The organism is Pantoea sp. WMus005 (assembly GCF_013415305.1).
GTDB classification, from domain to species: Bacteria; Pseudomonadota; Gammaproteobacteria; order Enterobacterales; family Enterobacteriaceae; genus Pantoea; species Pantoea rara.
This window is the reverse complement of the sequence record NZ_JACBXU010000001.1, coordinates 1,437,744-1,459,637: the sequence shown is the minus strand read 5'-3', so window position 1 is coordinate 1,459,637 and position 21,894 is coordinate 1,437,744. Positions and strand designations below refer to the sequence as shown.

Here is a 21,894-nt window from a genome sequence, read left to right as displayed (position 1 = left end):
ATGCTGAATATTCTGTTTGCGGTGCTGACCAGTCGCCTGGCGTGGGGCTTTGTCGGCATCACCGCGCTCTCATTTATTATCTGGGTGATTGGCCCGGTCTTCTCTATCGTTGATTCGCGTCCGCTTGAGCCAGAGCAGAACCGGATGATCAGTATCGCGCTGCTCTATCTGGTCTGGGGCCTGGGTCAGGCGATTCCGCGTATCTACAATTTCTGGCTCAACCGCAAGCTGATGTCGAGCCTGGAAACCGGCAAAAGCGATGCGCCGGAAGCCGATCGTCAGCGTCTGACCAGCGAGGAGCAGGTGCTGGCAGGGCGTTTCTCGGAAGCCACGGAGATGCTGAAAAAGGCGCATTTCCAGCGCCACAGCAGCAAGGGCACGCCGTTCTGGGCGCAGCGCTTTGGCCGCCAGTATCTCTATCAGCTGCCGTGGTACATGATCATCGGCGCACCCGGTGCCGGTAAAACCACGGCACTGGTCAACTCCGGCCTGCAGTTTCCGCTGGCGGACAAGTTCGGCAAGTCGGCGCTGCGCGGTATTGGCGGCACCCGCAATTGCGACTGGTGGTTCACCAATGACGCGGTGCTGCTCGATACCGCCGGGCGCTACAGCACTCAGGAGAGTCAGCAGGATCGCGATGCCAGCGAATGGCATCATTTCCTCGACCTGCTGCGTAAATATCGCGGACGTCAGCCGATTAACGGTGTCATCGTCACCCTGAGCGTCTCCGATCTGCTGAGCCAGTCGCCCGAGGCACTGCGCAACCAGGCGCTGGCGCTGCGTCAGCGTCTGATGGAGCTGCACGATCGTCTCGGCATCCGTTTCCCGGTCTATGTGCTGGTCACCAAAGCTGACCTGCTCAAAGGCTTCCGCAGCTACTTCGCCTCGCTGGACAAAGCTCAGCGCGAACAAATCTGGGGATTCACCTTTCCATGGGCGAAGGCATCCGCCGCCGATTTCGAGCTGAACAGCCAGTTCCAGCAGGAGTATTCACTGCTGCAACAGCGACTCGATGCCGGACTGGCCGATCGTCTGCTGACGGAGAGTGACGCCCAGGCTCGGGCCGAAAGTTATCTCTTCCCGCAGGAGTTTGCGGCGTTACGTCCGTTACTGGCAGACGCGCTCGATACGCTGTTTGCCCGCTCCGATTTTGAAACCCAGTTCGCACCACGCGGCATCTACTTTGCCAGTGGCACCCAGGAAGGGCTGCCGTTTGACCGGGTGATGGGCGAGCTGAACCGCGCACTGAATCTGCCGGGTCAGCAGGCGGGCGAGTCGGGAGGCTGGGATCAGGTCAATAAAGAGTCACCGATTCCGCAGAACAAAGGCCAGAGCTTCTTCCTGAAAGGGGTGCTGGAAAATGTGATTTTCCAGGAGTCGGGTCTGGCAGGCAGCAATCGCTGGTGGGAGCTGCGCAATCGCGCCGGATTTTGGTCGGGGTATCTGGCGCTGCTGGTGCTGTTACTGGTGGCAGGCGGACTGTGGCTTACCAGCTACAGCAAGAACAAAGCCTATCTTCAGGAGATGGCCGCTAAAGGGCCGCAGGTTGAGCAACTCGGCGATCAGCTTCAGCAGCAGGTCAATGGCGATCTCTTTGCGCTGGTGCCGTATCTCAACACCCTGCTGCATCTGCCGGAAAGCGCCGACTTCTCGCTGGACTCTCCACCGCTGACGCGCCGTATGGGGCTATATCGTGGTACTGAGGTCAGCGATGCGACCCGTGCACTCTATGACAAAGCACTGAAACAGCTGCTGTTGCCGCAGGTGGCGCAGAACATCACCCGCTGGCTGCGCAATGACACGGGCAGCGACGCTGACTACAGCTATGAAGCGCTTAAGGCGTATCAGATGCTCTATCAGCCGAAGCACTACGATGGCAAATTCCTGCAGGCCTGGCTGATGCTGAATCTCTCGCGTGAGCTGCCGCAGAACGTTACACAGCAACAGGTGAAACAGCTGGCGTGGCATCTGCAACAGTTGCTGGAGACGCAGATTCACTCCTCGCCGTATGCGAAGGATGACGCGCTGGTAAAGCGCGAGCAGGCGCTGATTAATCAGATGCCGCTGTCACAGCGGGTCTATGGGCGGCTGAAGCGCCTGCTTTCACGCAGCGACAGCCTGCAGCCGGTGACGCTGGCGGCGCTGGGCGGCCCTCAGAGCGAGCTGGTGTTTTCCCGCAAAAGCGGTAAATCGGTGAATGACGGTGTGTCCGGTCTCTATACCCCGGATGGCTACTGGCAGCATGTGGATAAGCAGATTGCCCCGGTGACGCAGGCACTCTATCAGGATGACCTCTGGGTACTTGGCGGTGCTGCGCCGCAACAGAAAAGTGAGCAGACCGATCTCGCGGTGCGCCAGCTCTATGTGCAGGACTATATCCGCCAGTGGGAGCAGTTTCTGAGCGATATCCAGCTTAACAGCAGCGCTGATCTTTCCCAACGTATCAACACCGCGCGTCTGCTGTCGGGCAACCACTCGCCGCTGCGCCAGCTGGTGATTAATCTCAGTAACCTGCTGACACTGAACCGGGCACAACCCGACGAGAAAACCGCGCAGGCGGCAAAACCGTCGGATAACAGCGCCACCCGCACCCTTGAAGCGCTGTTTACCTCGCCCGACGCGGCGGCGGCGCGTGGACAGGCGGCAGCGCAGGTGTCTCCGGAACAGGCGGTTGCCGTGCATTTTGCGCCCGTGCTTGAGCTGGCGCAGCCGTTGCAGCAGGGCAGCAAGGTGCTGGCGGTGGATGATTTCCTGCACCAGATTGACGATCTCTATCGCTACCTCACGGCGGTGCAGGATGCCGCCAACAGCGGGATGCCGCCACCGGCCAGCGATGCGATCAGTCGCCTTCAGGCCAGCGCCGGACGTCTGCCCGGTTCGCTGCAGAATATGGTTTCCAGCATGGCGGTCGGGGCCAGCAGCGATGCACAGCGACGCGATATGGATAACGTCCGTAAACGCATCACGATGGAAGTGGGCAGCTTCTGTCGTCAGGCGATCGCCGGTCGTTATCCGCTGGTTCGCTCCGCGCGCAGTGAAGTCACCCCAGACGATCTGGCCCGGATGTTTGCGCCCGGCAGCGGCATGATGGACAGCTTCTTCCGCGACAACCTGGCCAGCAAAGTCGATACCACCAACACGGCATGGCGCTTTACGCCGGGTATTGACGGTAAAACGCTGCCGGGCGGCGAAGCGCTGCTTCGTCCTTTCCAGCAGGCACAGTCGATTCGCGATGCGTTCTTTGCCAACGGCGCAACCACGCCAGGCTTCCGCGTCACGCTGCGCACCGTAAAAATGGACAACGACATTCTTAATCTGACGCTGGATGTGGATGGACAGCAATTACGTTACAGCCACGGGCCGCAGGCAGTGCAGATGGTCAGCTGGCCTGGCCCTGGCGGCACCAGCCAGGTGCGGATGCAGCTGGGCCTGACCAACGGCACTACGTCGACGCTGGTCACCAGCGGCCCCTGGGCGCTCAATCGCTTCTTTGACCGCGCCCGGGTTACCGCTGCAGGCGGCCTGACCCGCGAAGCTACGTTCAGCGTGGAAGGTCATCAGGTCACGCTGTCGTTTACCCCAGGCAGCATTCGTAACCCGTTCCAGCTTCCCGGCTTTAGCTGCCCCTGAAACAGGACCCGACAATGACTCATTACGCTGCACCCTGCTGGTACGGCAAATTGCCCAGCGCAGGTGACTTTGTGAAGCGCCGCTTTCCTGACGTGCTCTATCGCCAATGGTCCAGCTGGTTTCAGGTGGGCCTGCATCACTGGCAGAGCAGCCAGGAGAGTGAAAACGCCCCGTCGCGCCCGTTCCTCAACGCGCCGGTCTGGAATTTTGTGGTACCGCCGATGCTGGGCAGTCAGCTGATCCAGATGGGCTGCCTGATCGCCGCACGTGACAGCGTAGGACGTAACTATCCGCTCTGCGCGCTGCGCCACTTTACCCCCGCCGAGTGGTCGCCCGCGCTGCTGGCCCGCTCCGGCGAGTGGTATCAGCAGGTGGGTAATACGCTGCTGCGGGTAGTGCAGGGCGGTGGGTCACCGGAGCAGCTGGATCAGGCGCTGATCAGCATTCCGCAGCCGCAACCGCCACAGGAAGCGGGTGACGCGTCGGATATTCTCAACGTCATCGGGCATGGCGACACGCCCTCGACGCTGAACTGGGCGTTACCGGGCGAGAACTTTGACCCGCAGTTCTACACCAGTTTCTGGTGGACTAATCAAAGCGACGGTTTCCCGCTTTATACCCAGGTCCACAGCGGTAACTTCACCGCGCAGCTCTTTTCATTGCTGTTTGATCCGGCCGGTGGGGCAAAGCCGGGACGAAACGGACTTTATCCCCCGATGTTTGAATCCTGAGGCGACACGCATGACGATGAACACTGAGGCTTTGCTGGCTCCGGTCAGTGAGGAAAATCCCGGCGGCGATAACCTGGAGTACGACGCTGATTTTCAGGCAATGGAGCAGGCCAGCGCCGGTAAAGCGGAACAGCAGTTCGGCGACACCATTATTCCTGCCGAACCCGCCGACTGGAACAAAGTCGAAAAGCTGGCGATAGCTTTGCTGGTCCGCAGCAAAGATTTACGCGTGATGCTGGCGCTGACGCATGCCTGGACGGAGCTGAAAGGGCTGCCGGGCTATGCCCAGGGACTGAAGCTGATTGAACAGGCGCTGCTGCTCTACTGGGAGCCGCTGTGGCCCCGCCTGGAAGAGTATGGCGAGCAGGATCCCTTCTACCGTATCAATGCTCTGGCGTTGCTGGGTGACAAGACTGATCTCAGCGGCGCGGTGCGTCAGTGCTGGCTGCTGCGCTATCCCTCTGACGGTATCTCGCTGCGCGATGCCGCCGCCCTGTGCGACGGCAGCAAAACCGAAGTAGCAGATTACCCAGGCGGCCTGCCGCGTCTGATCGACGAACTGGCGCGCGGCGACCAGCCCGGCATTGAGGCCGTGCTGCAGATTCATGAGCGGCTGCAGACCATCTGCGAAACTGTGGCCGAACGGCTGGGCGACGCTGCGGTGCCGGAACTGGCACTGCTGCGCAGGCAGATTGCGCTGATCGCCGAACGCTGCCAGGCCACCGACATCAGCCAGCTGATTCCCACCGCAGTGGCGGAACAGCCCGCAGAAGCCGCTGCACCGGCGGCGACCGCAGCGACGCCGCTCGCGGCGGCGGACTGGCGCACGGTGCAGCTTACTTCCCGCGCCGACGCGCAGCTGATGCTGGAAAAAGTGAAGCTCTACTTCACCCAGCATGAGCCGAGTCATCCGGCCCCGCTGATGATTGACCGGGTGCAGCGCTTAATCGAGCGCGACTTCCTGGAGATCATCCGCGAACTGGCACCCGATGGCGTTCATCAGCTGGAAACTATTTTCGGACGTCGCGACTAAGCAGGCGTGACCCACTCACACAGCGGGACCTGCGCGCCTGCTGTGACACATTATCCGCGCATCATTGATGGAGAAAACCATGGCAACAAGCAAATCCAGTGGGCAGAAGTTCATTGCCCGCAATCGCGCGCCTCGCGTTCAGATTGAATATGACGTGGAAATTTATGGCGCGGAACGCAAAATCCAGCTGCCGTTTGTGATGGGCGTGCTGGCCGATCTGGTGGGTAAACCGCTGGAGCCTCAGCCGGGCATCGACGAACGCAAATTCCTTGAGATCGACATCGACAACTTCGATGAGCGCATGAAAGCGCTGAAGCCGCGCGCCGCGTTCCAGGTGGATAACACCCTGAATGGCGAAGGCAAGTTAAACATCGATCTCACTTTTGACAGCATGGATGACTTCTCGCCGGATGCGGTGGCCCGTAACGTTGAGCCGCTGAGCAAGCTGCTGGAAGCGCGTACCCAGCTGGCGAACCTGCTGACCTACATGGACGGCAAAAACGGTGCGGAAGAGCTGATTGGTAAGGTGCTGCAGGATCCGACACTGCTGCAGGCCCTGACCCATCTGCCAAAGCAGGATGAGGCCACTGAAGGTAAGGAGCCACAGGCATGACGCAGACTTCACAACAACCGCAGTCGCAGGGCGCAGCCAGTTTCAGTCAGGATGAGTTCAGCGCGTTGCTGAATAAAGAGTTCCGGCCAAAAAGCGATCAGGCACGCGCGGCGGTAGAAAGCGCAGTGAAAACCCTGGCGCAGCAGGCGCTGGAGAACACCGTCACCGTCTCCAGCGATGCCTATCGCACCATTCAGGCGCTGATTGCTGAGATCGACGAAAAGCTGTCACAGCAGGTGAACCAGATTATTCACCATCCGGAGTTTCAGTCGCTGGAAAGCGCCTGGCGCGGTCTGAGCTATCTGGTGAACAACACTGAAACTGACGAGATGCTGAAAATCCGCTTTATGAGCATCTCCAAGCAGGAGCTGGGCCGTACTCTGAAGCGTTACAAGGGTGCCGGCTGGGATCAAAGCCCGCTGTTCAAAAAGATTTATGAGCAGGAGTATGGTCAGTTCGGCGGCGAGCCGTTTGGCTGCCTGGTGGGCGACTACTACTTTGATCACAGCCCGCAGGATGTTGAGCTGCTGGGTGAGATGGCGCGTATCGGTTCGGCTGCGCACTGTCCGTTTATTACCGGCACCGCGCCGGAAGTGATGCAGATGGAGTCCTGGCAGGAGCTGGCGAATCCACGCGATTTGACCAAGATTTTCCAGAACACCGAATATGCAGCCTGGCGCAGCCTGCGTGAATCGGAAGATGCGCGCTATCTGGGTCTGGTGATGCCGCGTTTCCTGGCGCGTCTGCCTTATGGCATCCGCACCAATCCGGTCGACAGCTTCGATTTTGAAGAGCAGACCGACGGTTCCGATCACGGCAACTACACGTGGAGCAATGCCGCCTACGCGATGGCCGCCAACATCAACCGCTCCTTTAAAGAGTATGGCTGGTGCACGGCGATCCGCGGCGTGGAGTCGGGCGGAGCAGTGGAAAATCTGCCGTGCCACACCTTCCCGAGTGACGACGGCGGCGTGGACATGAAGTGTCCGACCGAAATCGCCATCAGCGATCGTCGCGAAGCCGAACTGGCGAAAAACGGCTTCATGCCGCTGGTGCATCGCAAAAACTCTGACTTCGCCGCCTTTATTGGTGCGCAGTCACTGCAGAAGCCGATGGAGTATCACGACGCGGATGCCACCGCCAATGCGCGTCTGGCCGCGCGTCTGCCTTACCTGTTCGCCTGCTGCCGCTTCGCGCATTACCTGAAGTGCATCGTGCGTGACAAGATCGGCTCTTTCCGTGAGCGCGATGAGATGGAACGCTGGCTGAACGACTGGGTGATGAACTACGTCGATGGCGATCCGGCTAACTCCTCGCAGGAGACCAAGTCCCGCAAGCCGCTGGCCGCTGCCGAGGTGAATGTGGAAGAGCAGGAAGATAACCCAGGCTATTACGCTGCGAAATTCTTCCTGCGTCCGCACTACCAGCTGGAAGGTCTGACCGTTTCGCTGCGTCTGGTTTCTAAGCTGCCCTCACTGAAGAATGACAATGCGTAAGGGCTGAGTCGCAAGGTTTTCAGGCGCGAGAGGGTTTTGCGCCTGATGCCTGACAGAAAGGTTGCTGAGATAAATGTCAGGGAGCATGACGGCATGGTTAAAAAGTTAGTCCTGTATTTATTCCATTACCTGCTGATTTTTATTTCTTCCCTGATTTTATTTAGCTGTGCAGGTTATTACCTTTTCTTCTGTGACTGGAATGTCACGATGATGCAGAAAATAACTAACGGCGTCCTGATTATTATGTCAGTGACTGCATCGTTAGGTTTTTACTGGGCGGCGAAAAAGCTAAGAGACATCTATTGAGTGTTTGCTTCATTTTCTCCTGGATGTCTTGGCAGTAACCTGCTTTTCGATATGAAAACTGAATGTATAAATTGCCCGGCTTAATGCCGGGTAATTCGGTATCTGAAATGTCGTTTATGACGATATTTCAGAAGCAAGGCAAAGGTAAAATATGGACTGTTTTATTCAGCCCCATGCTTTTCTTTTTGCCATATCCTTGCTTTTTTTGAAAGCAATAATCTCAACCAATAAAGAGTGAAAGATAATGGCTATTGATATGTATCTGAAGGTAGATGGCATTACGGGTGAATCTAAAGATTCAAACCACACGGGTTGGATCGATATTGATTCCTTTTCCTGGGGTGCCAGCCAGCCAGGCAATATGAGCGTGGGTGGTGGTGGTGGTGCAGGTAAAGTTAATTTCAACGACCTGCACATCAACGCTAAAATCGATAAGGCTGTCACCGCGCTGCTCAAGAACTGCGCCAGCGGTAAGCACGTTTCGAAAGTCGAAGTGTCCGTTTGCAAAGCGGGTGGAACACAAATCGAATACACCCGCATCACGCTGGAGGATGTGCTGGTAACTAACGTTCAGTTTGTGGGTTCCGAGCACGACGATACCCTGGGCGTAACCTATGCCTTCCAGGCCTCTAAAGTAAAACAGCAGTACTGGGAGCAGAGCTCTTCCGGTGGTAAAGGCGCAGAAACCAGCGCTGGCTGGGATATTAAAGGCAACAAAGAAGCGTAAGAAGCGATACGCCTCCGGCCAGGAGGCGTATCTTTCCTGGCCAGAGAAGTCAGCGTCTTCATGCGCCTTCTCCAGCCGGTTTACAAGGACTCTCTGAATCAACAATATTGTACGGAGATAGTAAATGAGTATTTCTGGCTCGGTTGGTGTCGGTGGACGTAATCAATACGGTGACGTGAAGACAGTACAGCAGTTGTTACAGCGCAATGGATATCCACAACTTCGTGCCGATGGCCGCATGGGACCGAAAACCATTGAGGCGATTAAGCAGTTCCAATCCCGTTTTATGTCTCGCCCGGATGGTGTTGTCGATATCCATGGCAAGACGTGGAGCAGCCTGATGCGCGGAAACGTGTCAGGTAATGCGCCACCAAGGCCAGCAGCGCCTCCAGTTAATAACCCGTCAACCGGGCCGCTGGTGGTGAGTGCCGGACAGGTGACCTTTGATGCTGAAGGGGATGACTCTCCGACCAGCCGCTATTTTAGCCGTCATATTCACTGGCCAGAAAAAATGGAATCAGGTGTCACGTTGGGTCGCGGTTACGATCTGGGATCGCGTTCTGAGGCAAGTATCTCTGCACAACTGCAGGCCGCTGGCGTTCCGGTAAGTCAGGCCACCATGATCGCCAAAGGTGCGGGTCTTAAAGGCGATCAGGCTCGTCAGTTTGTCCGTAACAACCAGACCGCAATCGGTACAATCAGCCATCAGCAGCAAATCAATTTATTTGAAGCGATTTATCCGGGCTACGTCGAACGTGCACGGAAGAACTACGACAATTATACTAATAATCAGTCGGGTAAAGTGGCATGGGAAAACCTCCATCCTGCTATCAGAGACATCATGGTGGACTTTGTTTATCAGGGCTGGACGAAAGGCCCACGTCCCATGATGGCGGGCATGACCAATGACTTTGATACACTGATTCATTATATTGAAAATACGCCGGCTATCAGAGAAGGTGAGACTGGCAGGCGCCGTGCAAATTATCTTCGTAAAAATCGTTAACAGGAGTGAGTATGAAGTTAGTACATGGATTGGCTTTAGCGGTTTTCTCTTTTGGCATTAGCGCTTCAGCATTCGCTGAAGATACTTGTGCAAAACAGCCTTCAGATGGTGCGCTGTATCAGTGTACTGTTCAGCAGAAGAAGATGGCAGAAGATGAGTTGAACAAAGAGTATCAGGCGGCTAAAAAGCGAATTGTACAGATGTACGGCACGCAGAAAAAACTGGCTGATGACTATGTCGCAACGCTGGTAGATACCCAGCGTAACTGGTTGAAATATCGTGATGGTCAGTGCAAGCTGGAAGCCTTTGCCGCTGAAGAAGGCAGCAATGCGAATGCGGTCGCAACTAACCTCTGCGTGACCCGTATTGACAAGGAACGTACTGATATTCTGAAGCAATTGCCCTATTAATTACGTCGTCGTGCTCAGGTTCTAAAAGGCTGGGCACGACATTCTCTATAAGATGAATCATCAACGCACTGTTATTTCTATTTTTCAATTCCATAATTCTGCTGATGCCATTAAAATGTCTGCGGGCACTAACTTATATTTATGATATAAATTTCTGTCGATGCTTTGTAGTTTACCTGTCAACCAGTTTACTCCAGTCGAGTCTTTTGCAAGTCAACCAGATGATGAATATAAAAATTTTTTTTATTATGGTAGCGCTAGTGATTTTACCTTCATTAGCGTTGGCGAAATCAGTTTCACATTTTGAAGGTAAAAAGTTTAAAGCGGAAATTATATATGGCTGTGAAGAAGGTAATCTGACCTGTGATAAAGTTTCGCTTAAGTCGAGAAGTCTGAAAGATAATTCATCTATATCTCTTAAGGGTGAGACGATTAATAAAAACTGCCCTGACGTTTGCGACTTCGAGGGGTATAACTTCACTAACGGGAAGTATAATTATTCGTTTTATCCCAGTCTTAAAGGCGAGAGTCTCTGGGATTATATTATTACATTTAAGGGTAAAGTTATTGCTCAGGATGCTGGCGTGATGAAATAGAGCTGTATATAAAAACGGGGCATATTGATGCCTCCCGTTTTAATCAGGAGAAGGGACATTATGACAGGGAAATATTTTAATGAAATCTTATTTTTTTATGCTGCTGTGTGTCACCGTTGTTTATGTTTCTCCCGTCTATGCGATGAATGCTTGTTCAATGGGCAATAACGGTCAGGAAGTTTATTCATGTGCACAAAAAAACAGGAATGAAACTGAGGTTGATTTAAATAAAGAATACAAGCTTGCTAAAAACAGAATTGAAACGCTTTTCAAAGGTGACAATAAAGAGTTAAGCCAGTATATGGATACGTTGACTGAAGCTCAACGAGCCTGGCTGAAGTACCGTGAGAATGATTGTAAACTGGCTTCTTATGCTGCAGATAAAGGAAGTGATTTAAGTAATTCGTATATTAATATGTGTGCTTCTGAACTTAACGAACAAAGAATTAAAAAGATGAGATTAATACCTTAATCATTGATGGTAAAAAAAGATGTTATCAGAGTTGAAACTTTTACTTTGTGAAAAATAAAATTTGCATTATATGATTTATTAATCACTCCCTTTTGTTAAATAAATTAAATTCACAGACAGCTATTTAATAAACCCATCCCCCAAATTAAAACTTCCCGCTCTCTATACCCCGCGTCTTTCCCCGAGAGGTGCGCGGTATAGATGCCGAACCGCTAACCGCAGGAATCCGTTATGCGCTTTACGATAATAACGACTAAACCGGGCCAACAGCCGCCTCAGACTCATTGTGATTTCTTCCCGCCCGGCGGCACCATTGGTCGCGGCGTGGATAACAATCTGGTACTGCCGGATGACGATCGCACACTCTCACGCCTGCAGGCGATTGTGCACATCACGGCTAACGGCGAATGTCGCCTGACCAACCGTGGCAATGTGACGCGCGTGCTGCTCAACGATATCCCGCTGGAACGTGGTCGGCAGGTTGAGCTGCAGGATGGGGATATTCTCGGCATTGATGATTATCAGCTGCTGGTCAGCGACCTCAACAGCGATCATCAGCCGCAGATGGAAAGAGCTGTTCCGCGTCCAGAACCGGTTCAGCCCGTCGAACCCGTTCGCGAACCTGCCGCCGAAAAAGCCAGCACCGCCGCCATTCCCAGCGAAATCTGGGACAGCCTGGCGAAAGAGTTTTCGATTTCAGACGATCTTTCTAAACGCAAAGCAGTGCCGGAGATGCCGGATGCCCATCCGCTGACCGCACCTGCTTTGCCAGACCGAAATCCGGAAGATCCCCTGTCACAGCTGATTAATGATGCGCCGCTGGACTATGGCCAGCAGCCGAAAAGCCGCAGCCTGTTTGACGACGGCGATGCGCTGTTCGCGCAGCAGAGTATTTTTGACGATCGGACGCCGAGCACGCTTTCCGCTCAGCAGAACACTGCGCCGAAGCAGGCTGAAGCGCCCGCCGCTGAACTGGATCCGCTGAGTCTGTTTGACGGCGAAAGCAATGCGGATGTGCGCAATCATGACGATCCGTTAGGACTGATGATGGGCAATGCGGTGCCACTGGCACAGCCGGAGCCAGCGAAACCCGCGACCTTGCATGTACCGCCTAAGCAAGAGGCAAAGCCTGAGTCGGCTGCTCCACCTGCACACGAGCAGGTCTCCGTCAGTCTGAACGAAATGGAAAACTCACCGCTGTTCAGCGGCATCGACTTACCTGTTGATGACCAGCCTCACAGCGAAGCCCAACGGCATGCGCCGCAGGCTGATGAAGCGGAGTCCGGCCAGCCTGACGCGGTGAATCCGCAGAACGACTACGGCGGAATTACGCTGCCCACGCCGCAGGCGGTGCAGCGCACACCATCGCCGACGCCAAAAGGGCGGCTGCGCATCGATCCGGTTGCTTCCGGTCGCCACCATGCCGCCGCTGCGCACGCGACTGCAGCTAGCGAGAGCAGTAGCGATGCCCTGAAAGGCGAACTGCTGGATGCGCTGCTCGAAGGCATGGGCCTGCGTGATTTGCAGCCGACGCCTCAGTTTGACCGCGAGCAGATGCTGCAATTTGGTCAGATGCTCAGCATGTTCTCGCAGGGCACAGTGGCACTGCTGTCGTCGCGTTCGATCCTCAAGCGCGGCGTCAAGGCTGACATGACGGTGATCCTCGATGACGCCAACAACCCGTTCAAGCTGCTGCCGTCGGGTAAAACCGTCCTGATGCAGATGTTCGGTAGCCGGATGCCGGGCTTTATGCCGCCGCGTCAGGCGGTGCGTGATGCGCTGATCGATTTGCAGGCGCACCAGCTGGGCATGATCGCCGGTATCCGCGCCATCATCGCCTCAATGCTGCAATCCTTTAACCCGGAGCAGCTGGAAGAAGAGGCGCGTCAGGCAGGATCCGTTTCACGTATCGGTCTGCCGGGCAGCCGCAAAGCGGCACTGTGGGAGCATTTTGTTGAGCGCTACGGCGAGACAGCAGGCGAGATCGAAGACGATTTCCACACCCTGTTTGGCGAAGCGTTTCTGCACGCCTACGACCTGGAAGTCAATCAGTACAAAGACTCACAAACCCACACGGATGACGCATGAATATCACTATTGCCTCGACGTCCAATCAGGGCGATCGCGCCAGTAATCAGGATCAGATCGGTGATGTCATCGGTAAGCGTTCAGCCTGCTTTGTCGTCTGCGACGGTGTGGCTGGGTTTCCTGGTGGTGATAAGGCGGCCGCCATCGCCCGCAGCAGCCTGCTGCAGGCATTTGATGGCGACGCGCATCTCAATGCGCAGTCGATTCGTAATTACGTTAATCACGCGAATCACGCCATCCGGCAGCAGCAAAAAGCCAGCAGTGAACACAGCCGGATGGGTACCACGCTGGTCAGCCTGTTCATAGACCGCGACTACCATCTGGCCTGCTGGGCCCATGCCGGTGACAGCCGCCTCTATCTGTTTCGTCGCGGCTATCTCTATCTCGTCACCACCGACCACAGCCTGGTGCAGCAGATGAAAGATGCCGGACATCGCACCGAAGGCATCAACAGCAATCTGCTCTATTTTGCGCTGGGAATGGGCGATGAGCAGCGCGACGCCAGCTACAGCGATGTGGTCGGGATTGAAGATGGCGATGCCTTTTTACTCTGCACCGATGGTTTCTGGCACGGCGTGACGCTGGAACAGATGCAGCAGTCACTGCACATGGTGAACACACCGGAAGAGTGGCTGACGCTGATGCAGCAAATCATCAAAAACGATCAGTCGGATCAGGGACAGCAGGATAATTTCAGTGCGCTGGCCGTCTGGATTGGATCGCCTCAGGACACCACCTTGCTGCACTCGCTCTCTGAAGCGGCGCAGTTCTTCCCTCTGCGAGATTGAGAACGCCAACATGAAATATGGATTACTGGGTCTGGCTGCGATGCTGCTTAGCATGCAGGTTTATGCTGAAAACTATCGCATCGTACAGTCCCCGGCACAGAAACTGGATGTCTGGATTGATGACGTCAAAAACAATCAGCTGTCGAGCTGGTGTAACAGCACTGTTAACCTGCGCATCGTCACGCTGGGTGAGAAAAATCCCACCGTCTTAAAAGAGTTCTTGCCCCGGGTGGCCGGATTAATGGCGACGCAGTGTAAACCGCTGCAGCAGCTGCACTGGCAACTGACCGATCCAGAGGGCATTGCAATCGCCACCGGCAGCGCCGCCCGCGCGCAGCAGTGGAAAACCGTGGTGACACCACCCGCACCTCAGCAACAGCAACAGCCAGCCACGGCGGCCATACCCATTGACGCGCTGCGTAATGCCGCCCAGGCGGATACCTCACCGTGGCTGCAATTCAGTCTGCTCGATGGCTGCCATTTCCGGACCTGGTGGCAGCATCCGGCACAGGGCAGCGCGCTGTTTGTTCCGGCAAAACAGGGGCTGGTCTGCGGTTCTGACGGCTGGCTCAGCGGACAAAGCCGCCTGACGCAGCAGGGTAACGGCGCGCCGGCAGCCGTCGGCGTGACTTTCCTGCAGGGCTTCCCGGTAATGGGACTGAGCAGTCAGTCATCCACGGCCGAACTCCACATCACCACGGTCAATAGTGAGCGCATGGTGCTGAGCAACGAAAAATCCCCGGACAGCTGGCTGGTTCTGCCGTTCAGCAACCGCTTTAACGGCTGGCAGGCAACGCGTCAGGTGGTGGTGCAGATGCCCGCCAGCGAAGCGGCTGATGAGAGTGCGCTGCAGGCGCGTCTGCAGGAAGTCCGCAAAGTCTGGTCACCGTGGGTGAGCGGTGATGCCACGCTGAGCGTAAAGCTGGTGGAAAAACTGCACCCTGAACTGAAAGATCCCGCCGCCGCGGCCTATCGCACCCTTAACTGACGCAAAAGGAGTTTGCATGGAATCCTTACAACACCTTCTGGCTAACGCCACGCTCAGCGAGACGCTGGCTGATGTCACCCGTCAGATTCAGGCGAATCCGGCGAACGCCGACCTGCGGGCTGCCTTTGTGCAACTGCTCTGCCTGTCAGGCAACTGGACGCGCGCGCAGACACAGCTGCAATCCTGGCTGGCGTTAAGTCCGCAGGCGCAACCGACCGTCACTCTGTTGCAGCAGGCGATTGCCGGTGAACTGCAGCGTGATGCAGTACTGCGTGGCGAGGCCGACCCGGTGCTGCCGGGCAGTGCCTGGCACTGGTGCGACACGCTGCTGGCCGCCTTACAGGCCGAAACGGCAGGCGATGTCGCGCGCGGCAGCGCACTGCGGGCAGAGGCACTCAACCTCGCCGCCGCCAATCCTGGCACCGCGACCCAGCAGGATCAGCCGACCGCATTCAGCTGGCTGATGGATGGCGACAGCCGTTTCGGGCCGGTGTGTGAAGTGATCAATCAGGGTCGTTATTACTGGATCCCGTTTGCCGCTATTCGTGAGATGCAGTTCCAGGCGCCGGCCAGCGTCACTGATCTGGTGTGGCGTCATACGCGGGTGCAGCTGGTGGATGGCAGCGAGCAGGTGTGTCAGATCCCGGCGCGCTATCCGCTGCGGGCAGAATCAGACGAGCGTTTTCTGCGCGCCAGCGTCACCGAATGGCAGCCGCTGGGCGACGACCCGGATCAGTTTATCGGCCAGGGGCAAAAAATGTGGATCAGCGACAGAGCGGAATTCTCGCTGCTGAGCCTGCAGCAGGTCACGTTCGACAACACCGAGTCTGCCGATGAGTCATGATTCAGGCGCGCACAATGATGGCTATGCCCAGCTGCATGGCGGCTTTCACGCGCGCAAAAAGCGCGATGCGTTAACCGCCCGCGACAAGCTGCAATCTTCATTGCTGGATCGCCTGACCGACAACGCGCCGGACAAGCAGCAGGAGGCGGAGAACAGCATGCTGATCAGCCACAGCACGCTGCGCCGCCACGTCCTGCGCGATCTGCAGTGGCTCTTCAACACCATTAATAACGAAGCGCAGCAGGATCTGGACGGTTTCGATCAGGTGCAGCGCTCGGTCTGGAATTTCGGCGTTGCGCCGCTGGCCGGGCAGAACGTCTCCGATATCGAATGGCAGGATATGCAGCGCAAAATGACCAACGCCATTCTGCACTTCGAGCCGCGCATTCTGCCGCAGGGGCTGCAGGTGCGCTGTGTCAGCGATCTCGGCTCGCTCAGCCTGCACAACGTACTGTCGATTGAGATCAAAGGGCGGCTCTGGTGCGTACCTTATCCGCTGGCGTTTCTGTTCCGCACTCAGGTTGATCTGGAGAGCGGCCATTTCGAACTTCAGGATGCAGGGTAATCATGGACAGCAATCTGCTCGACTACTACAACCGTGAACTGGCCTACCTGCGCGAGATGGGGGCAGAGTTCGCGACGCGTTACCCGAAAGTGGCGGGACGTCTCGGCATGCATGGCATCGACGTGGCAGATCCTTATGTAGAACGGCTAATGGAGGGATTCGCCTTCCTGACGTCGCGCGTGCAGCTGAAGATGGATGCGGAGTTTCCGCGCTTCTCGCAGCGTCTGCTGGAGATGATTGCGCCATCCTATCTTTCGCCAACGCCGTCAATGGCCATCGCACAGCTGACGCCGGACAGCCGCAAGGGTGACATGACTCAGGGCTTCCGCGTGCCGCGTGGCACCATGATGGAGAGCCAGAATCTGAAAAAAACCGGGGTGACCTGTAGCTACTCCACCGCACATGATGTGGTGCTGCATCCGCTGCGGATCAGCGAAGCCAGCCTCGGCGGCGTGCCGGGCGATCTGCCCTCAGGTGAGCTGAAACTCACGGGCCTGGGCGCCGCGAGTGCGCTGCGCATCCGCATCACGTGTGAAGGGATCTCCTCCCTGAGTCAGCTCAACGTGGACGACCTGATGCTGTTCCTCAGTGGCCCGGATATTCAGGCACTGAAGCTGCTGGAGCTGCTGATGCAGCACAGGGTAGGCATCGTCCTGCAGTCGGTAGAGAAACGGCCGCTGCGTCAGGTGCTGACAGATGACGCGCTGCAGCAGGAGGGTTTCGCGCCGGAGCAGGCATTGTTGCCGGACGATCTGCGTAACTTCGACGGGTATCGTCTGTTGCAGGAATATTTCGCCTTTCCGGCACGTTTCCAGTTTATCAGCCTGAACCAGCTCGGCCCGTTTCTGCGCCGCTGCGACAACGCCACGGCATTCGACATTATCATCCTGCTCGACAAAGCGGACAGCGCGCTGGAAAGCGTGGTCGATCACAGCCATCTGGCGCTGCACTGCACGCCGGTCATTAACCTGTTTCCGAAAACCGCTGAGCGTCTGAAGGTCAGCGACAGCCAGCATGAATATCATCTGGTGGTGGATAACATCCGGCCACTGGATTATGAAGTGCATTCGGTTCAGCGGTTGTTCGCCACCGTAGAGGGGAAGCGGGAAGAGCAGGTCTTCCGTCCGTTCTGGAGCACCTTCAGCGGTGACCAGGGTGACTATGGCGCCTACTTCTCGCTGCGCCGTGAACAGCGCACCCTGTCAGAGCAGGCCCAGCGTTACGGTACGCGCACCGGCTACATCGGTTCCGAAGTTTTTCTGTCGCTGGTGGATGAGCATCACGCGCCGTGGCGCGATGAGGTGCGCTATCTCTCTGCTGAGGTGATGTGTACCAGTCGCGATCTGCCGCTGATGCTGCAGCAGGATCAGGGCAACTTCGTGATGCCGGACTCCATTCCGGTGTCGGAGCTGAAACTGTGCAAAGGACCGACACCGCCGCGCCCGGCGCTGGCGGAAGGCCTTTCAGCGTGGCGGCTGATCAGCCATCTGCAGATGAACTACCTCAGCCTGATGGACAGCAGCGACGGAGAAGGTGCGGCCGCGCTGCGCCAGCTGCTGAGCCTCTACGCCAACCTCGCTGAAGCGCCGGTTGCCCGCCAGATTGACGGCATCCGCCACTGTACGCTCAGCGCGGTCAACCGCCGCGTGCCGGAGCCAGGCCCGGTGGTGTTTGCGCGCGGCGTCAGCATTACGCTGGAGGTGGATGAGCAGGCGTTTTCGGGTGCCAGCCCGTGGCTGTTCGGTAGCGTGCTGGAGCGGGTCTGTGGCCGACTGGTGGCGCTGAACAGCTTCACGGAGTTCACCCTGAACAGTCAGCAGCGCGGGGAAGTCGGCTACTGGCCGCCGCGCATGGGCCGGAAAGCGCTGATATGAGTGGCGAAAAGGTGATTACGCTGCCACGGCTCACCCGACTGCCGGATAATTTCTGGCAAAAAGTGATGGCCGCGCCGTGGCGCTACGATCTGTTCCAGCTGCTGCGGCGGCTGGATGCGCAGGGTGGCCAGCGCTATCCACTGGGCCGTGCGCCGCTGCCGAAGTTTGAATCGGTACGCATTGGTCAGACGCCGTCACTGGCGTTTGCCCCTGCCACCGTCGCCAGCGTCACGCCACGTGACGAGGCGGGAAGACATGAGCTGTCGATCTTCAGCTTTGGCCTGTTTGGCCCTAATGGTCCACTGCCCACTCATCTGACCGAATATGTGCACGAACGCATCGTGCATCATCAGGATCACAGCCTGTCCGCGTTTGCTGACCTGTTTCACCACCGCGCCACGCTGCTGTTTTATCGCGCCTGGGCGGATGCGCAGCCGACCGTGTCGCTGGATCGCCCCGACGACAGTCGCTTCCTGAACTATCTTGCCTGTCTGGCCGGCATCGGTTTACCCGCCCAGCAGCAGGCCAGCTCGCTGAGTCTTCATGCCCGGCTGATGCTGGTGGGCCATCTCAGCCGTCACGGTCACGATGCCGAAGGGCTGGTGCGCATCCTGCGCCACTACTTTGGCGTACCGGTCCGGCTCACGCAGAACCTGCCGCACTGGCTGACGCTGGACAGTCGCGATCAGGCCCGGCTGGGCGCGGGACGTCACATGCCCCGGCTGGGCGCCTCCGCGTTTCTCGGCGTGGCGGTACGCGATGTGCAGCACCGTTTTCGCCTGCACCTGGGCCCGCTCAGCGCTGCGCAGTATGCCCGTTTTCTGCCGGATGCACCTGGCGCGCAGGAAGTGCGCGACTGGGTACGCCACTACCTGGGCATCGAAATGCAGTGGGATCTCAGCCTGATCCTCGCTGCTGACGAGGTGCAGGGCGTGGCGCTGGGCGGCAGTGCCCGACTCGGCTACACCAGCTGGCTGGGGCAGATGCCGCAGCCGCACGATCGTGAAGATTTTATGTTTGAGGTTGAGGCAGCTTCACGCTAGCCCAGCCGCTTTCCCTGTTACACAGCCTGCGTCTTTCATTGAAGAGAGCCCCCCTATGTCAGAAATCAGCCGTGCCGTGCTATTCGGCAAACTGGATACGCTGTTATTTACCTCGCTGGAAAGCGCCACCGCCTTTTGCAAACTGCGCGGCAATCCCTATGTTGAGCTGGTGCACTGGCTGCATCAGCTGATGCAGCAGCAGGATGGCGACTTACAGCAGGTCATCACACATTTTTCACTGGATGAAAAGGCCCTGACTCAGGACATCGTTGCCGCGCTGGATCGCCTGCCGCGCGGTGCCAGTGCGGTCTCCGACCTCTCCGAGCATATCGACAGCGCCGTGGAGCGGGCGTGGGTCTACGCCTCGCTGAAATATGGCGCGACCCGCATTCGCGGCGGCCATCTGCTGATCGGCATGCTGAAAACCTTCAACCTGGCCAGCGTACTGAAAGGCATCTCCGGCCAGTTCAGCCGCGTCAACGCCGATGCGCTGCTGGCGGAGTTCGACACGCTACTCAGTAACAGCAAAGAAGCGCAGCAGGCGATGAGCGCACCGGCGGACGCGGCGGGCGCACCGCCTGCGGCCGGTGGCACGACGCTGGAACAGTATGGACAGGACCTGACCGCGCGCGCCCGTGAAGGCCGCATCGATCCGGTGACCGGACGTGACGATGAGATCCGCCAGATGGTCGATATCCTGATGCGTCGTCGTCAGAATAACCCGCTGCTGACCGGTGAAGCGGGCGTCGGCAAAACCGCGGTGGTCGAAGGCCTCGCACTGCGTATTGCCGCGGGTGATGTCCCTGCGCCGCTGCGCGATGTGCAACTCTGGCTGCTGGATATCGGCCTGCTGCAGGCCGGTGCCGGAATGAAAGGGGAGTTCGAAGCGCGGCTGCAGGCGCTGATCAATGAAGTGCAGTCCAGCCCGACGCCGATTGTGCTGTTCGTCGACGAGATTCACACTCTGGTCGGCGCGGGCGGTCAGCAGGGTACCGGCGATGCCGCTAACCTGCTGAAGCCGGCACTGGCGCGCGGCCAGCTTCGCACCATTGGCGCGACCACCTGGGCCGAATACAAAAAGTACATCGAGAAAGATCCGGCGCTGACCCGCCGCTTCCAGACCGTGCAGGTGCAGGAGCCGGATGAAGCCAAAGCGATTCTGATGCTGCGCAGCACCGTCAGCGCGCTGGAGAAACATCATCGGGTACTGCTGCTGGATGATGCGGTCACTGCGGCGGTGAAACTATCCCATCGCTACATTCCGGCGCGTCAGCTGCCCGATAAAGCGGTGGCACTGCTGGATACTGCCTGCGCCCGCGTAGCGGTCAGCCAGGGCGCACAGCCTGCGGCGCTGGAAGATTGCCTGCACCGTCTGGCCGCGCTGGAGATTGAAGCGGAAATCATTGAGCGTGAAATCCGCGTCGGTCTTGGCGATGTGACGCGTCAGCAGGCGATTGCCGCAGAGCGCACTGTCCTGGAAGCTGAACGCGATGCGCTGCAACAGCGCTGGCTGCAGGAACGCGAACTGGTCGAGACGCTGATCACGCTGCGCGCCCGCTGTGTGACTGAAGAAGATCCGGCGCTGCGTGAACAGCGCGATGCGACGCAGCAGCAACTCACGGCGCTGCAGGGCGACTCGCCGCTGCTGTTTGCCGCCGTCGATGCGGGCGTGGTGGCTGCCGTGGTTTCGGACTGGACCGGCATTCCGCTGGGCCGGATGGTGAAGAATGAGATCGACGCCGTTCTGAATCTGGCTGACACACTTAACCAGCGCGTCATCGGCCAGCGTCACGGTCTGGAGCTGATCGCGAAGCGGGTTCGCACTACGCGCGCGCGTCTGGATAACCCTAACAAGCCCGCAGGCGTCTTTATGCTGTGCGGTCCGTCCGGTGTCGGTAAAACCGAGACCGCGCTGGCGCTGGCCGAGTCGCTGTATGGCGGCGAGCAGAACATCATCACCATCAACATGAGTGAGTTCCAGGAGGCGCACACCGTCTCGACGCTGAAAGGCGCACCGCCGGGCTACGTCGGTTACGGCGAGGGCGGCGTGCTGACCGAAGCCGTTCGCCGTCGTCCCTACAGCGTGGTGCTGCTGGATGAGATTGAAAAAGCTCATCCGGATGTGCATGAGCTGTTCTTCCAGGTATTTGATAAAGGCTGGATGGAGGATGGCGAAGGCCGCCACATCGACTTCCGCAACACCATCATCATTCTGACCTCAAATGTCGGCACGCAGCTTATCAGCGCGATGTGTGCCGATCCTGAGCTGATGCCCGATCCCGACGCCCTGAGCACCGCGCTGCGTAAGCCGCTGCTGGAGGTATTCCCGCCTGCGCTGCTGGGCCGTCTGCTGGTGGTGCCGTATTACCCGCTCAGCGACGCGATGCTGGCAGAGATTGTGCGGCTGCAGCTGGCGCGCATTGTGCGCCGTCTGGCCGACAACCACGGCATTGAAGCGCAGATCGACGAGTCGGTGGTCAGCCAGATCGTTCAGCGCTGCACCGAGGTGGAGTCGGGCGGTCGCATGGTAGATGCCATCCTCACCAACACGCTGTTGCCGCAGATGAGCCAGATATTGCTGAGTGCCCACGCCCGCGATGAACGCTATCGCCGCGTTGAAGTGCGTTGTGAGCAGGGCGAATTTGTCTGCCAGTTCACAGTTTAATCCTGGCTATCAGAGAGCT

At 57.7% G+C, this 21,894-nt stretch carries 18 protein-coding genes; all 18 read left to right on the top strand.

What is annotated here, in order from left to right; translation table 11 throughout:
- The 18 genes from tssM (at position 1) to tssH (ending at position 21,875) form a co-directional block, all read left to right on the top strand.
- Positions 1-3,630, top strand: coding sequence for a type VI secretion system membrane subunit TssM (tssM, locus tag HZZ01_RS06565; RefSeq protein WP_179895997.1), 3,630 nt, complete (start codon positions 1-3; stop codon positions 3,628-3,630).
- A gap of 14 nt (positions 3,631-3,644) precedes the next feature.
- Positions 3,645-4,361: a type VI secretion system-associated protein TagF gene (gene tagF / locus HZZ01_RS06560; RefSeq protein WP_090962038.1), complete on the top strand. Its 717-nt coding sequence runs from the start codon at positions 3,645-3,647 to the stop codon at positions 4,359-4,361.
- A gap of 16 nt (positions 4,362-4,377) precedes the next feature.
- The gene (tssA, locus tag HZZ01_RS06555; RefSeq protein ID WP_179897096.1) at positions 4,378-5,394 is read left to right on the top strand and encodes a type VI secretion system protein TssA; all 1,017 of its coding nucleotides are present in this window, start codon (positions 4,378-4,380) and stop codon (positions 5,392-5,394) included.
- A 79-nt stretch (positions 5,395-5,473) separates the two neighbouring features.
- Positions 5,474-6,007, top strand: a complete 534-nt coding sequence (gene tssB, locus HZZ01_RS06550; RefSeq protein WP_008925979.1) for a type VI secretion system contractile sheath small subunit — start codon at positions 5,474-5,476, stop codon at positions 6,005-6,007.
- Positions 6,004-7,503: a type VI secretion system contractile sheath large subunit gene (gene tssC, locus HZZ01_RS06545; RefSeq protein WP_003853307.1), complete on the top strand. Its 1,500-nt coding sequence runs from the start codon at positions 6,004-6,006 to the stop codon at positions 7,501-7,503. Before tssB ends, tssC begins: the two co-directional genes overlap by 4 nt.
- Positions 7,504-8,053: 550 nt before the next feature.
- Positions 8,054-8,536, top strand: a complete 483-nt coding sequence (locus HZZ01_RS06540) for a type VI secretion system tube protein Hcp (RefSeq protein WP_179895996.1) — start codon at positions 8,054-8,056, stop codon at positions 8,534-8,536.
- 124 nt (positions 8,537-8,660) lie between these two features.
- Positions 8,661-9,542 carry a peptidoglycan-binding protein gene (locus HZZ01_RS06535; protein WP_179895995.1) on the top strand — a complete coding sequence of 294 codons (882 nt, stop codon included), beginning with the start codon at positions 8,661-8,663 and terminating at the stop codon, positions 9,540-9,542.
- Between the two features lie 11 nt (positions 9,543-9,553).
- Positions 9,554-9,952 (top strand): lysozyme inhibitor LprI family protein, encoded by a 399-nt coding sequence (locus HZZ01_RS06530; RefSeq protein ID WP_179895994.1) that lies wholly within the window; start codon positions 9,554-9,556, stop codon positions 9,950-9,952.
- 221 nt (positions 9,953-10,173) lie between these two features.
- Complete coding sequence (locus HZZ01_RS06525; RefSeq protein ID WP_179895993.1) at positions 10,174-10,548, top strand: hypothetical protein; 375 nt, start codon at positions 10,174-10,176, stop codon at positions 10,546-10,548.
- Between the two features lie 79 nt (positions 10,549-10,627).
- Positions 10,628-11,020, top strand: a complete 393-nt coding sequence (locus HZZ01_RS06520; RefSeq protein ID WP_179895992.1) for a lysozyme inhibitor LprI family protein — start codon at positions 10,628-10,630, stop codon at positions 11,018-11,020.
- Positions 11,021-11,251: 231 nt separating this feature from the next.
- Positions 11,252-13,108 (top strand): type VI secretion system-associated FHA domain protein TagH, encoded by a 1,857-nt coding sequence (tagH, locus tag HZZ01_RS06515; RefSeq protein ID WP_179895991.1) that lies wholly within the window; start codon positions 11,252-11,254, stop codon positions 13,106-13,108.
- On the top strand, positions 13,105-13,896 hold the full coding sequence (locus HZZ01_RS06510) for a PP2C family serine/threonine-protein phosphatase (RefSeq protein ID WP_179895990.1): 792 nt from the start codon (positions 13,105-13,107) through the stop codon (positions 13,894-13,896). The genes tagH and HZZ01_RS06510 overlap by 4 nt, the downstream gene beginning before the upstream one ends.
- A 10-nt stretch (positions 13,897-13,906) precedes the next feature.
- Positions 13,907-14,884, top strand: coding sequence for a hypothetical protein (locus HZZ01_RS06505; protein ID WP_179895989.1), 978 nt, complete (start codon positions 13,907-13,909; stop codon positions 14,882-14,884).
- 16 nt (positions 14,885-14,900) lie between these two features.
- Positions 14,901-15,728, top strand: a complete 828-nt coding sequence (locus HZZ01_RS06500) for a type VI secretion system accessory protein TagJ (RefSeq protein ID WP_179895988.1) — start codon at positions 14,901-14,903, stop codon at positions 15,726-15,728.
- Entirely contained in the window at positions 15,718-16,293 is a 576-nt protein-coding gene (gene tssE / locus HZZ01_RS06495; protein ID WP_179895987.1) for a type VI secretion system baseplate subunit TssE, read from the top strand. Before HZZ01_RS06500 ends, tssE begins: the two co-directional genes overlap by 11 nt.
- A gap of 2 nt (positions 16,294-16,295) precedes the next feature.
- A complete protein-coding gene (gene tssF / locus HZZ01_RS06490) occupies positions 16,296-18,167 on the top strand; it encodes a type VI secretion system baseplate subunit TssF (protein WP_179895986.1) in 1,872 nt (623 codons plus the stop codon).
- Positions 18,164-19,210 (top strand): type VI secretion system baseplate subunit TssG, encoded by a 1,047-nt coding sequence (gene tssG, locus HZZ01_RS06485; RefSeq protein WP_179895985.1) that lies wholly within the window; start codon positions 18,164-18,166, stop codon positions 19,208-19,210. The genes tssF and tssG overlap by 4 nt, the downstream gene beginning before the upstream one ends.
- Before the next feature lie 55 nt (positions 19,211-19,265).
- Positions 19,266-21,875 (top strand): type VI secretion system ATPase TssH, encoded by a 2,610-nt coding sequence (gene tssH / locus HZZ01_RS06480; RefSeq protein ID WP_179895984.1) that lies wholly within the window; start codon positions 19,266-19,268, stop codon positions 21,873-21,875.
- Positions 21,876-21,894 lie beyond the last annotated feature (19 nt).

What these genes read in the sequence shown, in the direction of transcription:
- HZZ01_RS06500 (WP_179895988.1), top strand. Translation starts at nt 14,901, where the DNA reads ATGGAATCCTTACAACACCTTCTGGCTAACGCCACGCTCAGCGAGACG.
- HZZ01_RS06530 (WP_179895994.1), top strand. Translation starts at nt 9,554, where the DNA reads ATGAAGTTAGTACATGGATTGGCTTTAGCGGTTTTCTCTTTTGGCATT.
- tssM (WP_179895997.1), top strand. Translation starts at nt 1, where the DNA reads ATGCTGAATATTCTGTTTGCGGTGCTGACCAGTCGCCTGGCGTGGGGC.
- HZZ01_RS06540 (WP_179895996.1), top strand. Translation starts at nt 8,054, where the DNA reads ATGGCTATTGATATGTATCTGAAGGTAGATGGCATTACGGGTGAATCT.
- HZZ01_RS06520 (WP_179895992.1), top strand. Translation starts at nt 10,628, where the DNA reads ATGAAATCTTATTTTTTTATGCTGCTGTGTGTCACCGTTGTTTATGTT.
- tssE (WP_179895987.1), top strand. Translation starts at nt 15,718, where the DNA reads ATGAGTCATGATTCAGGCGCGCACAATGATGGCTATGCCCAGCTGCAT.
- tssH (WP_179895984.1), top strand. Translation starts at nt 19,266, where the DNA reads ATGTCAGAAATCAGCCGTGCCGTGCTATTCGGCAAACTGGATACGCTG.
- HZZ01_RS06505 (WP_179895989.1), top strand. Translation starts at nt 13,907, where the DNA reads ATGAAATATGGATTACTGGGTCTGGCTGCGATGCTGCTTAGCATGCAG.
- tssG (WP_179895985.1), top strand. Translation starts at nt 18,164, where the DNA reads ATGAGTGGCGAAAAGGTGATTACGCTGCCACGGCTCACCCGACTGCCG.
- tssA (WP_179897096.1), top strand. Translation starts at nt 4,378, where the DNA reads ATGAACACTGAGGCTTTGCTGGCTCCGGTCAGTGAGGAAAATCCCGGC.
- HZZ01_RS06525 (WP_179895993.1), top strand. Translation starts at nt 10,174, where the DNA reads ATGATGAATATAAAAATTTTTTTTATTATGGTAGCGCTAGTGATTTTA.
- tagH (WP_179895991.1), top strand. Translation starts at nt 11,252, where the DNA reads ATGCGCTTTACGATAATAACGACTAAACCGGGCCAACAGCCGCCTCAG.
- tssB (WP_008925979.1), top strand. Translation starts at nt 5,474, where the DNA reads ATGGCAACAAGCAAATCCAGTGGGCAGAAGTTCATTGCCCGCAATCGC.
- tssC (WP_003853307.1), top strand. Translation starts at nt 6,004, where the DNA reads ATGACGCAGACTTCACAACAACCGCAGTCGCAGGGCGCAGCCAGTTTC.
- tssF (WP_179895986.1), top strand. Translation starts at nt 16,296, where the DNA reads ATGGACAGCAATCTGCTCGACTACTACAACCGTGAACTGGCCTACCTG.
- HZZ01_RS06510 (WP_179895990.1), top strand. Translation starts at nt 13,105, where the DNA reads ATGAATATCACTATTGCCTCGACGTCCAATCAGGGCGATCGCGCCAGT.
- tagF (WP_090962038.1), top strand. Translation starts at nt 3,645, where the DNA reads ATGACTCATTACGCTGCACCCTGCTGGTACGGCAAATTGCCCAGCGCA.
- HZZ01_RS06535 (WP_179895995.1), top strand. Translation starts at nt 8,661, where the DNA reads ATGAGTATTTCTGGCTCGGTTGGTGTCGGTGGACGTAATCAATACGGT.